The organism is Kangiella koreensis DSM 16069, assembly GCF_000024085.1.
In the GTDB taxonomy this organism is placed as follows: Bacteria; Pseudomonadota; Gammaproteobacteria; order Enterobacterales; family Kangiellaceae; genus Kangiella; species Kangiella koreensis.
The window spans coordinates 2,342,171-2,354,572 of sequence record NC_013166.1 but is presented as its reverse complement, the minus strand read 5'-3'; the positions used below and the strand labels follow the sequence as shown (position 1 = coordinate 2,354,572).

The window sequence follows — 12,402 nt, the reverse complement described above, 5'->3', positions numbered from 1 at the left end:
CTTGTGGCCTGAATAAATATCTGTTTTTAATTTCATTTCAGTTTGCTTATAGCATTATTTTTTATCAGTAATTTTACGCTCGATGCCATTCCATAGGTTGCGAATGTTACGGTGATGTCTGACGGTTATGAACAGGAACATGGCAAACAGCGGGAAAAAATACCTATGATCCAGATAAAAGCCAAAGGCGGCAACTGCAAAACTGGATAGTATGGATGCAAGCGACGCATAGCGAGTAAAAAATGCAGTGACCAGCCAGGTGATAACACAGTAAGCCAATAATAAGGGTGATAAGGCTACCAAGGCACCGAAATAGGTGGCCATGCCTTTACCACCACGAAAGCGAAAATAGATCGGGTAAAGGTGACCGATAAATGCCATGAAGCCAACCCAGCCAAGGTTTCGGGTGTGTAATTCGAGAGCATAACCAATCAGGATTGGGATGATGGCCTTGAGCATGTCACCAACCAAAGTGAAAGCAGCGGCTTTCTTACCTCCCAACCGCAAAACATTGGTTGCACCAGGGTTGTGTGAGCCGAATTCTCTAGGATCTGGCAATCTCATAATGCGACAAACAATCACCGCACTCGAAATCGAGCCGGTTAAGTAGGCAAGCACCCAAAGCCCAGCAAGCTGCCATTCCATGGTTAACCCTTATCCTTTGCGCAGTTTTTGATTACAACCAAACCTGACATTAACGAAATAAACTCCATCTTATTAACAAACGTTTAGGTGAAAACCAAAACGCCAGCGGATTTGTTATAGGATACTGTTATTTTTTAATCAGGTCATGGGAAAGTCTTTGATTTGTGTAATCAAATGGCTCTTTATTTGCTATCCTATGGCCCACATCAAATTTTAAAAGCACATCAAGAGTCGCCTGTGGACATCGTTTTTATTGAAGACTTAAAAGTAGATACAGTCATTGGCATTTATGACTGGGAGCGACAAATTCGTCAAACCATCAGCATTGATCTGGAAATGGCGCACGATATTCAGCCTGCGGCACAGGAAGATACGATTGATAAGTGTCTTGATTATAAGTCTGTCGCCAAGCGAATAATTGCATTTGTCGAAGAGTCAGAATTCCAGTTGGTGGAAACGCTGGCTGAGCGTATTGCTGAGATTGTACGCAACGAATTTAATGTGCCTTGGCTGAAACTAAAGTTAAGCAAACCCGGCGCAGTTCGTGGCTCAAAGAATGTGGGCGTCATCATAGAGCGCGGCAATAGATAACCCATGGCCACCATTTTTATCAGTATCGGCAGTAATCAAGATGCGGCAAGGCAGATACGTTTTGGCATGCAGCGCCTTGATGAAATGTTTAGCCATTTAAAACTGTCGAAAGTCTATGAAAGTGAAGCGGTAGGTTTTGAGGGCGATAATTTTTTAAATCTGGTTGCTAAAGCCGAAACTCAAATGACCATTGCGCAGGTCGAGCAGGTCTTTAAAGCTATTGAGAAAGAAGCGGGACGACGCAGAGACGGAGAAAAGTTTAGCGACCGTGCCCTGGATATCGATTTATTATCATATGACGAGGTGGTTTGCGAACAGCCGATTCGTTTACCGCGTGGCGAGATTCTATATCACGCATTTGTGTTGCAACCCTTGGCTGAGATCGAGCCCGAACGCAAGCATCCTATCGAACAACGAAGCTACCAAAAATTATGGCAGGCTTTTGATAAGAAAGAACAACAAAAGTTGTGGCCAATTCAGTTCGATTGGCAACAGAAACAAAGGTAAGCATTCATGAGTCAGCAGAAAGTTGCAATCGTTACAGGCGGTGCCATTCGAGTAGGGCGAGCTATTTCACTAGAGCTGGCTAAGCAGGGTTATGCCATTGCGCTTCACTATAATCATTCGGCAGATAAAGCCCAGAAAACGGCTAACGAAATAAAAGCTTTGGGTGGTTCGGTGAAACTGATTCAGGCTGATCTGTCCAATCCTGACACTTGTGCAGAGATTATTAGCCAAGCTTCAGAATTGGGTGATTTAACCGTTTTAATTAACAGCGCTGCGATTTTCCCTGAGCAGGATACTATGGCCGATGACTTGTCTCACTGGGAGCAGGTGATGAATCTTAACTTGCGTGCACCACTGTTATTAAGCCAGGCCTTTGCGGCAAGCAAACCTCAGCAGGCCCATATTATCAATATTCTCGATGCTCGTATTAATCATCCCGCCGGTGACCATATCGTTTATCGCCTGTCGAAAGCTGGACTCTGGCATTTGACTGAGTCGTTGGCGCGAGAATTGGCACCAGACATTCAAGTGAATGGGTTAGCGCTAGGTGCTATATTGCCTCCGCAGGGAGCCGATGAGGACCATTTCACGCGGATGGCCGAGCAGATTCCGCTCAAGCGAACCGGCAACCCCCAGGCAATTGCAGACGGTGTTTCGTTTTTACTCAAACAATCATTTATCACTGGGACAGTTATGCCAGTTGATGGTGGTGAATTCCTCTAACAAAAAATACTTAAAAAGTTATGGTGCATTTTTTAAAGGATTATCCAACCTATTTTGACTGGCTAACGCAGCAATGCCAGGGCCTTAAAGTTCCCTGGGTGAGCGGTATGCAGGGAAAAGTGAGTTATAAGTTAAGTCAGACTATTGCCGGCGAAATAGAAAAAGCTGGCGCGATTCCTTTTAGTCAATTTATGCATCATGCGCTCTATGAGCCGGGCTTAGGTTATTACAGCGCCGGCAGTCACAAACTCGGTGAAGGCGGTGATTTTGTAACTGCACCCGAATTCTCGCCACTGTTTGCTAAGACGTTTGCACAAAGCTTTATCAGTATTTTCGAACAAAGCGCTGCCAATGTTTTGGAACTTGGAGCTGGCACAGGAACTTTTGCCGTCGAGTTGGTGAAAGAGCTTGAAGTGCAGGGCAACTTGCCTGAGCAATATTATATTCTTGAAGTTTCTGCAGATTTAAAGCAGCGGCAAAGACAAGCTATTGAGCTGAAAATCCCCCATCTTGCTAATCGCTTTAAATGGCTTGATCATTTACCCAATGAATTTTCGGGCGTAATTTTTGCTAACGAAGTGGCTGATGCACTGCCGATCGATTTGGTGCGAAAGCAAAAATCTAGCCTGCAAAAAGCCCAGGTTAAACTTGATGACTCAGGATTTAGACTCCGCTGGCAGGATACGGGGCCAATGCTGGAAACTAATCCTTATGTGAGGCAATGGCCACATGGCTATACCACAGAACAACATTTACAGACGGAGTTTTGGTTAGGGGGATTGGTTGAATGTTTAACCAAAGGCGCCATTATTCTGGTCGATTATGGCTACAGCGCAGACGAATATTATGCACCGCAAAGAACTCAAGGGACTTTGCAATGTTACTATCGCCAGCACAAACATAATGACGCCCTGCTGTTACCGGGACTGCAGGACATTAGCGCATCGGTAAACTTTAGCCAGATAGCTTATGCTGCTCATAAATTGGGAGCTGAGATTGTCGGTTACTGCGAGCAAGCCCTATTCCTCATGTCCAGTGGCATCGAAAGAGAAGCAGCAAAACTAGCCGAAACCCTCGGATCTGATACAATGGCGCAGGTTAAAATCAGCCAGCAACTTAAGAAACTGCTGATGCCTGACGAGATGGGCGAAAACTGTAAAGTCCTTATCGCCGCCAAGAACTGCCCCGTTCAACTACAAGGTTTTGCATTGAGCAATAAATTACACCGACTATGAATATCATCACTAAAGCATTCTTTGCTATCGCGCTACTGGTATTGCCACAGTTGGCATTCGCAGCCAACAGCAAAGACAATTGGTACTGGCTGGCGTTAATTGCCGTCATTAATTCTGCTATCGTTTCTACGATCCTGGTTTGGAAAAGTAAAAAACTCGATACCTTCGCCACCAAAGCCGTCGGCTTCGGAGCCTGGTTCTGGTTCTTGATTTTTATTCAGGTGATGTTGTACGGGTTTTATGTTGGCTTAACGAAGTAAATAAAATTGCTGGTTATTTTGTTCTTATACTTTGTTGGAGTAAAAAAGTTAAAAAAGTCATTTATTTAAATAAACTCCTTTTTTATCCTTTTCCCTCCGCCGCGTCTAAGAACAAAATTCCTCAGCAAAATAGCTCTTGTTTTATTTCAATCTAGTTAACTAAATAAAATTATTTCTACTGTCCTTGCAGGCAGCTCCAATTACCCCTGGAGTTAGCCGAGTGAAGAAAAGCTATAGCGTAAATTGGGCAGGACGCCCAATTTAGCCAATTTGGAACAGGACGTTACATATTGGCGGCGCGTTAATAGCTTTGATGAGTGAGGGGAGTGCGTAGCACCTAACGATTGGGGCGTCTTTTCTTTTCACCCTTTTCTTTGGACGAGCAAAGAAAAGGGTAATATAGAAAATATATACTATTAATAAAGTGAAATATTTCAGACATAGTTTAAAACATTAACCGGAAAACAATATGGATTGGCTTCAAGCATTATTTTTAGCATTAATTCAGGGTTTGACTGAGTTTCTGCCGATTTCGAGTTCGGCGCATTTGATTCTAACGTCGAAGGTTTTGCAGTGGCAGGATCAGGGATTGGCATTTGATGTGGCGGTGCATGTAGGGACTCTGACCGCGGTGCTGGTTTATTTCCGTAAGGAAGTGGCGGAGATGATTAGTGCCTGGTTTAAGGCGGTGTTGGGCGGTAAGCCGACTCCAAATTCGCGTTTGGCCTGGGCGGTTATTTTCGGCACGATTCCGGTGGGTTTGTTTGGTTTATTCCTTGAAGCTTTTGATATTGTGGATTTGTATTTGCGTGAGGTTTATGTGATCGCGATTACAACCATTATTTTTGGTTTGCTGTTGTGGTACGCCGAGCGTCAATACAAAGGAAAAACTGCTGAGCAGTTTAAGGATGAGTATCAACTTCGCTGGCGTGATATTTTTGCCATTGGTGGTGCACAGGCATTGGCGCTTATTCCGGGAACATCGCGCTCAGGGATTACCATGACCGCTGCTGCTTTACTAGGTTTCTCTCGTACAGCTGCTGCCCGTTATTCATTTCTGTTGTCGATTCCGGCCATTGTTTTGCCAGGTGGTTTGAAAGGTATTCAGCTTGCTCAGGAAGGCGCAAAATTTGACTGGGACTTTTTGATTTTAGGTATTGTGGTTTCGGCACTGAGTGCTTTTGCCTGTATTCACCTGTTCTTGAAGTGGCTTGAGAAAATTGGCTTTATGCCATTCGTCTGGTATCGCCTGATTCTGGGTGTGGTTTTATTCGCTATCGTATTTATGGGCTAAGTGATCTTTAATAGCCTTGAGCCTTGCTCGGTCGATTGCTTCGCCGAGCTTGGCTCCTTCGTATCCTTTCTCAATTAACAACTGCACATCAATGGTTTCAGATACCTTAAAGGATTGTTTTAGCAAATCACCTTGCGGATAAGGCTTATCTTCATTGCCCAATCGGCCGTTAAAGTCCGCTTCACAGGTTAGAATAAAAGCCTCTAAAAAATCAGGATTGCGATAAGCACTCAAGCCTTTCAGCATTTTCAAGACGGTACTGGGGCGTAGCTCAAACATTTTATGGCTATGCAGATGATAGCGAGATACTTGTGTCGCCAACTGTTCATAGACTTTAGGAATCTTTAGGCGTTTACAGAGTTTCTTTATAATCGGAACGCCTGACTCTTCATGTCCGCGGTGTTGCGGCAACTGGTCTCGTGGCGTGGCTCCTTTGCCTAAGTCATGCACGGCGGCAGCAAAACGGACTCGCAAGTCAGTGGTTTTTTTCGCTGCCTGCTCAATAACCATCAAGGTGTGAATACCGGTATCAATTTCTGGATGCCATTTCTCAGGATTCGGGATTCCCCACAGGCAATCCATTTCAGGCATCAAGACTGCCAGTGCCCCGCATTGATGAAGTACGTCAAAATAGACCTGGGGTGACTCCGAGGCCAGTGCCTTTTCGGTTTCTGCCCAGACTCTCTCTGGTGTCAGGTGCTTTAATTCATCGCCATAGGAGAGCTCTTGCATTAAAGCAAAAGTTTCATCGGCAACAATAAAACCCAGATGTGCAAAGCGAGCGGCAAAACGTGCCACACGCAGAACACGTAAAGGATCTTCGGCGAAAGCGGGGGAAACGTGGCGTAGGATTTTGTCATGCAGATCTTGTTGCCCATTATGGGGGTCAATAAGATTGCCCTGTTCATCTTGCGCCATGGCATTGATGGTCAGGTCGCGTCGAATCAGGTCTTGTTCTAAGGTAATGTCGGATGAGAAATCGACACTGAAGCCCTTATAGCCTTTGCCGGACTTACGCTCAGTTCTGGCTAAAGCGTACTCCTCGCCAGTTTTGGGATGAAGAAAGACCGGGAAGTCTTTACCAACTTCTTTATAACCTTTAGCCAGCATTTGCTCCGGCGTCGCTCCGACCACCACATGGTCGTGATCAACAACGTCAAGTCCTAAGAGTTTGTCTCTAACTGCGCCACCAACCAAATAGATTTGCATACTGACCTTATGAGTGTGTTTGTTTAGTTGTCCTGTATCGTTTTTGTATTGCTATTTTATACAGCTTCTCGCATCTTTGTTCTGTGCCAGACAGTTTAACAAAGCTCGGTCTTCAGGTTGCGCATTTTTACAACTATCGGGGCTGGTAATTTTTCTCAGGTTATCCAGCTTGGCTAGTCCTTGAGCAAATTGTTCATCATTAATTTGCTTTTGGGCTAGTTTTTCCACCAGCTCACCGCGGTAAAGTGGTTCAGTCTGTTTCAGGTTATCAGTGGCTGCCTGACACTCTGCAGATGAAAGATTAGTTTGCTTCTGGGAGCGGGGCATGCTGGTAACAGTCAGTTTACTGGAGTCTATCTTTTGCTCTTCAGCTTTAATCGATTGATCTTTAGGCGGTTTATCCGAGAAGTGGATTTTGCCATTCTTATCAGTCCATTTATAAATTTTACCTTCAAAGGCCTGACTTGCCGCCGTGAAGGAGAGCATAATAATCAAAGTAAATGTTAGTAAAAGTCCGTGCATCTTCACACGCTATCCCTTAGATTGAGAGGTTATAAATAATGGGTCATAATATGCAAAGCACAATAACTATACAATATTCAATAAGGAACTTTGGGAAATAGAGCCAATATGTACAACGATTTCTTCGGATTAAAAGAAACACCGTTTACCATCGCACCGGACCCTCGCTACTTATTCATGAGCGAGCGCCATCGTGATGCTTTGGCGCACCTGTTATATGGGATTGGCGCTGGAGGCGGCTTTGTGCTGTTAACTGGCGAAGTGGGTACCGGAAAAACAACGGTCTGCCGTTGTTTGCTGGAACAGCTTCCTGGCAATGTACGACTTGCCTACATTCTCAATCCAAAGCTGAATGCCATCGAGCTAATGGCCACTATGTGTGATGAGCTGGGTATTGGCTATGATGCCAAAGAGTCGAGCCTAAAGACCTTTACTGATCTCCTGAGCCGTCGCCTGCTGGATAATCATGAGCAAGGTTTAAATACCGTACTGATGATTGATGAGGCGCAGAATTTAAGCGTGGAAGTGTTGGAGCAGATACGCTTATTGACCAATCTTGAAACCAACCAGAAAAAACTGCTGCAAATTATATTGATTGGCCAGCCCGAGTTACAAGAATTGCTGGCTAAGAAAGAGCTGCGTCAGTTAGCTCAACGAATTACAGCCCGTTATCACCTTCGTCCCTTATCCCTTAATGAAACTAAATCGTACCTTGAGCATCGGTTGCGAATCGCTGGTGTTATGCGTCCTGTATTTAAATCTAAAGCGATGAAACTGATTCACAAAGCCAGTGGCGGCATACCTCGACTGATCAATGTGATTAGTGACAGAGCTATGCTGGGAGCTTTTGCGGATAACTTGCATCATGTGGATACACGGACCGTGAATAAAGCCGTTGAAGAGGTGCTGGGTCATAAAACTGATTACCCACCAGCGGCACCAGTAACCCAGCATTGGAAATGGGCTGTTCCGGTATTAGTCGTTGGGCTCACCCTTGGAGTTGCTGCATGGTCTTTTGGTTTGTTTGATAAAACCGTGGAGCAAACCATGGTTAAGCCTACGGAGAATCAAAATTTAGAATCAAACTCCGTTGCTGCTATAAATGACTCTAGTTTCAAAAGCATTGAGCAAGAGCTCCCCAAAATTGAAATTAAAAAAAGTCCTAGTGAATTAGCAGAAGATTTCTGGGGAGAGCAAAGTTGGGATCGCAGTGGTGTTATTGCTAGCCAGAACTTGCTGGCTTTATGGGGAATTTCCTACTCACCATTTCAATCGGTCGATGCCTGTAGTTTGTCAGTGACTTATGGATTAGGTTGCGATCAAGGTATGACAGACTGGAAGTTTTTAGGTCAGCTCAATCGTCCGGCAAATTTAAAGTTCTCAACAGTGCAAGGTGGTGATTTTTGGGGAACCCTAATTAGCATTCACGATCAAGCGGTGGTCATGCAGTTTGGTGAAAATCAGGTGACTATTGAACGAAAAAAATTAAACCCACTTTGGACTGGTGAATACCGATTATTCTGGAAAAAGCCACCAGGCTTTAATGAGCCAATTGGAGTCGGTGGTCGTGGTAGTGCGGTCAGTTGGTTAACGAGTTTTATTGAAAGGAATGAAGGTCTTGTTATTAAACCCGGTAATATTTTTTCAGAACAGGTGTCAGATTGGTTGTCGCTATTCCAAATGGAACACGGCTTAGTATCGGATGGCATTTTAGGCAAGCATTCGATTATGGTTATTAATAATTTAGCTGAACCCAGTATCCCTAAACTTTTATCAGACAGTTTACAGGCGGGCAACTAGATGTCTTATATTCTTGACGCAATCAAAAAAACTGAGGCAGGTCAGAAAGATGGTGAGGTACCAAGCCTCAACAGCGAACATCAGCATACAGCATTTATTGATGACAATGACAGTAAGCGCTGGTTGTTGCCTATATTCGCCGTTATTGTCGTTTTGTTTGCAGTAGTTATATGGTTACTTTTAAAGCCAGCACCGAATGACATAAAAGCTGACATGCTGATAAACCATCAGCAAGATAGCTCGCCGCAAGAAGTATTAGCGACAACTGAGACTGCTGAAGCTGTGGTGAAAAATAATAGCGCTGATGATAAATCTGTTGAGTTGATTAATGGTTCGGAGACTACAGGCTTGGTTGTCAAAAAAGCTCCGCTTGAAGTTCAGCAGCCAGTGGTTCAGCAAAGTGCAAAACCAGTGATCGAAGCAGTCAGTCGACGCCCAGTAACTGAAGTTTTGGAGCAAGCCGAAACCCAGCAACAAATACAGGTTAGTCAAGCCAGCAAGAGTAGTAACAAACCAGTATTTCTAGCAGCCATTGATCATGAGCATTGGCCAACCCTAATTTATACCACCCATATATTTGCTACCGAGCCTGAAGATAGGTTTGTTATGCTTAATGGTAAGGCTTATAGCATTGGCGATACCATTTCAAAGGGGATGGTGGTAGAGGATATTATGGAGAATGATTTATTGGTTAATTACCAGGGACAACAAGTGATTGTCCCTGGATTGACTGATGTTAATCCGTAACGGCCCGTTCAGTTTCTTGTTCATCCTTGTTGGCCATATCGGCATCATCTTTCGGGCGCATAATACTGGTAATCAGATAACTATCTTCGAAAAGCATATTAGCCGTATCTTGAATTTGCTTTGTGCTCACAGCCTCTAAGCGCGACATATAATTGGTGAAGTATGAGTAATCAATATCCTCGCGCTCATACAACATAATTTGTCCCAGCCAGAAGTGATTACTCTGTTGCCCTTCAGTAAATGACATACGGCGCTGCTGTTTGATTGTGTCAAGCTTATCCTGTGGAAGCGGTTCGGATAAAGTCTGCTGAATGACTTCCTGAATGGTATCTATCAGTAATTGCTCGCGACCTGGCTCCGCATTAAAACTGATGGATAGGTTAAACCATTCCGTTGGATAACGATCAACGCCGGCACCAACCCCAATCGAATACACTTCACCAAGTTCTTCTCTTAATTTTGCCTGTAGTTCCTGTTGTAGAATTTCTTCATAAAGGCCCAAACGGAATCGAGTTTCAGAAATATACTGATCAATTGGCTTATGGTAGTTTAAAAAGACTTTCGTTTTTTCATCTAGCGCGGTGTCTCGTGCAAAATGAATATCGCGCTGGACAGTACGGATATTTTCATCCTGCCATGTTTCCTTATTCTCATCTGCAGGTAGGCTGGCAATGTATTGTTCGATGAGAGGCTCTACCTCTGTTGGTTTAATATTGCCGACAATAACAAAGGTAAAATTATTGGCTTTTTGGAAACGATCTTTGTAAAAGTTCAACGCAATCTCACGATCAATTTTCCGTGCTTCTTCAACGGACCAAGGTTGCGATCTTGGGTGATTATCTGTCATTAGCCGGTGAAGTTCGTCAGCATATTTTTGCTCAGGATCATTCAGCCTATTTTTTTGATATTGAATAACCGACTCACGATAATTATCTACGACATCGGCGTCAATCTTTGGCTCGGTAAAATATAAATGGGCTAACTGCAACATTAGCTCCAAATCTTTGGGGGCGCTGCTAGAGCTTAGCTGGGAATAGTAACGCCCGATGTTCAATTGCAATTGAACGGTTTTATCGTATAGTTTTTTTCCTAAATCAGTTCTTGAGTAATTACCGATGCCTGAGGCTGCCACTAGTTTTGCTGATTCCATAGCCGAGCGTTGTTGCTCGAGGGTGGCAAGGGAATAGCCGCCAGGCGCGTATGCTGACAGGAATACTTCGGTATTTGAAAGGTCACTCGGGCGAATAATAACCCGTGCACCATTACTCAACCGATAGTCAATGGCATCAACAGCTTTAATATCAGTTTTATCAATAATATGGCCTTTCTCGGGTAGTGTAGCCATTAGGGGATCGGCTAAGTCAGACTCAGAGTAGCTTGCCAGTTCAATTTCTTTATTGAGCGCTGCGAAAAGTTTTTCTTCTAAATCAGCATCAGGTTTTTCTTGTTCTGGTGCATAGACAATAATTGAGTGAAGGTTACTGGCCAGCAGACGATCAAAATGTGCAGAGACTTCTTCGGCGCTAATGGTGGGTAGAATTGTTTCCAGCAAGACATGGCGCTGGATAGTTGAAAAATAATGTTCGCCATATAAGAAATGAGACATGTAACGGTCAGACAGATTCCGGGAATGGATAGAGTCCATATCTTCAACGGCTAATAAACTACTGTTTAATACTTCCTTGCGATAGCGCTCAAGTTCGCTGGTAAGGAAGCCATGTTGCTCAACACGTTTAATTTCTTCAAAAAGACGCTGATAACTTTGCTCAAAAGAACCATCTTTTGGCGTCACTGAAAAGTTAAACAGTAACTTGTCATTACCTAACTGTGAATAGCCTAAGCTAGCTCCTTCGAAGGGCTTCTCTGCGCCATCTGACAGCTCATACATTCGGTTATTAAAGAGGCTGATAATCATCTGATTTAGCAGCCGGTAACGCAGTGAATCAAAATTATCGAGAGTCACGCTATGAGTTTGGTAGCGCACATTGATAGAACGGCTCAAGATTTCCTGATCAGTTAAGACTGCATAAGCCGGCTCAATTTGCCCGGGAATCAAATATTCCTGAGGTTTGAGGTCATTGGATGGCTTAATCTGACCAATAGTGTTATTGAATAACTTGATGGCATTATCGGGCTGAACATCACCGGTGATGATAAGAGCCATATTATGCGGTTGATACCACTTCTGATGGAAAGCTTTAAGGTCTTCTGCTGACATTGATGTCAGTGCTTCATCAATACCAATTGGCATTCTGTCAGCATGGCGAGCATCGCCATAATTGATAGGGTTTAACACTTCAGATAACCGTTCCCCCAACCCTTTACGAGCACGTTTCTCGGAGAGAATAACTTTGCGTTCTTGCTCAACATCTTCCGGCTCAAATTTGATACCGGTGATCCAGTCATCAAGAATTAACGAAACCGTAGACCAGTTCTCGGGATCGTCAGTTGGGATTTCTAAGTGATAGCGGGTGTTATCGAATCCGGTGAAGGCGTTGATGTCTGAGCCAAAGGTCATTCCCAAACTTTCAAGCGTAGTCACCAGGTCGTTTTTATTAAAGTGGGTCGAACCATTAAACGCCATATGTTCAACAAAGTGAGCAGCACCGCGTTCGCGATCTTGTTCCTGCAATGAGCCGACGTTAAGCAACAGGGTGATATAAGCACGTTCTTTGGGCTTACGGTTTGGGTGAATATAGTAGGTAATACCATTGTCCAACTTACCACTGGTAACTTCCGGCGAAAGCGGAAGCTGGTTGGTCTTTTCTGTGGGCGTTAAGGTCTGGCAAGCAGCTAAAAAGCTCAAACCACATAAAAAGACGAGGGTCTTATATTTCGCTAAGTAGGTCATTACTTGTTTCATTAAATG

At 44.0% G+C, this 12,402-nt stretch carries 12 protein-coding genes; 8 read left to right on the top strand and 4 right to left on the bottom strand.

Annotation, left to right across the window (positions count from 1 at the left end):
• Positions 1-54: 54 nt before the first annotated feature.
• On the bottom strand, positions 55-645 hold the full coding sequence (plsY, locus tag KKOR_RS10890; protein ID WP_015781182.1) for a glycerol-3-phosphate 1-O-acyltransferase PlsY: 591 nt from the start codon (positions 643-645) through the stop codon (positions 55-57).
• Positions 646-882: 237 nt separating this feature from the next.
• On the opposite strand from plsY, the gene folB reads away from it, so the two are divergent.
• The 6 genes from folB (at position 883) to KKOR_RS10860 (ending at position 5,255) form a co-directional block, all read left to right on the top strand.
• A complete protein-coding gene (gene folB, locus KKOR_RS10885) occupies positions 883-1,236 on the top strand; it encodes a dihydroneopterin aldolase (protein WP_015781181.1) in 354 nt (117 codons plus the stop codon).
• A gap of 3 nt (positions 1,237-1,239) precedes the next feature.
• Positions 1,240-1,743, top strand: coding sequence for a 2-amino-4-hydroxy-6-hydroxymethyldihydropteridine diphosphokinase (gene folK / locus KKOR_RS10880; RefSeq protein ID WP_015781180.1), 504 nt, complete (start codon positions 1,240-1,242; stop codon positions 1,741-1,743).
• A 6-nt stretch (positions 1,744-1,749) separates the two neighbouring features.
• Positions 1,750-2,466: an SDR family oxidoreductase gene (locus KKOR_RS10875; RefSeq protein WP_015781179.1), complete on the top strand. Its 717-nt coding sequence runs from the start codon at positions 1,750-1,752 to the stop codon at positions 2,464-2,466.
• A 107-nt stretch (positions 2,467-2,573) separates the two neighbouring features.
• Positions 2,574-3,701 (top strand): class I SAM-dependent methyltransferase, encoded by a 1,128-nt coding sequence (locus KKOR_RS10870; protein WP_228638618.1) that lies wholly within the window; start codon positions 2,574-2,576, stop codon positions 3,699-3,701.
• A complete protein-coding gene (locus KKOR_RS10865; protein WP_015781177.1) occupies positions 3,698-3,961 on the top strand; it encodes a hypothetical protein in 264 nt (87 codons plus the stop codon). The genes KKOR_RS10870 and KKOR_RS10865 overlap by 4 nt, the downstream gene beginning before the upstream one ends.
• Positions 3,962-4,430: 469 nt before the next feature.
• Positions 4,431-5,255 (top strand): undecaprenyl-diphosphate phosphatase, encoded by an 825-nt coding sequence (locus tag KKOR_RS10860; RefSeq protein ID WP_015781176.1) that lies wholly within the window; start codon positions 4,431-4,433, stop codon positions 5,253-5,255.
• Here the strand turns inward: KKOR_RS10860 and KKOR_RS10855 are convergent.
• Positions 5,229-6,464 carry a multifunctional CCA addition/repair protein gene (locus tag KKOR_RS10855; protein WP_015781175.1) on the bottom strand — a complete coding sequence of 412 codons (1,236 nt, stop codon included), beginning with the start codon at positions 6,462-6,464 and terminating at the stop codon, positions 5,229-5,231. The two genes, KKOR_RS10860 and KKOR_RS10855, sit on opposite strands and share 27 nt — an antisense overlap.
• Positions 6,465-6,515: 51 nt before the next feature.
• The gene (locus KKOR_RS10850; RefSeq protein WP_015781174.1) at positions 6,516-6,986 is read right to left on the bottom strand and encodes a DUF4124 domain-containing protein; all 471 of its coding nucleotides are present in this window, start codon (positions 6,984-6,986) and stop codon (positions 6,516-6,518) included.
• A 108-nt stretch (positions 6,987-7,094) separates the two neighbouring features.
• Here KKOR_RS10850 and KKOR_RS10845 point away from each other — a divergent pair, with 108 nt between their 5' ends.
• Both KKOR_RS10845 and KKOR_RS10840 read left to right on the top strand, forming a co-directional pair.
• Positions 7,095-8,786 (top strand): ExeA family protein, encoded by a 1,692-nt coding sequence (locus KKOR_RS10845; protein WP_015781173.1) that lies wholly within the window; start codon positions 7,095-7,097, stop codon positions 8,784-8,786.
• Complete coding sequence (locus tag KKOR_RS10840) at positions 8,787-9,533, top strand: general secretion pathway protein GspB (protein ID WP_015781172.1); 747 nt, start codon at positions 8,787-8,789, stop codon at positions 9,531-9,533.
• Here KKOR_RS10840 and KKOR_RS10835 read toward each other — a convergent pair.
• A complete protein-coding gene (locus KKOR_RS10835; RefSeq protein WP_015781171.1) occupies positions 9,523-12,396 on the bottom strand; it encodes a M16 family metallopeptidase in 2,874 nt (957 codons plus the stop codon). The two genes, KKOR_RS10840 and KKOR_RS10835, sit on opposite strands and share 11 nt — an antisense overlap.
• Positions 12,397-12,402 lie beyond the last annotated feature (6 nt).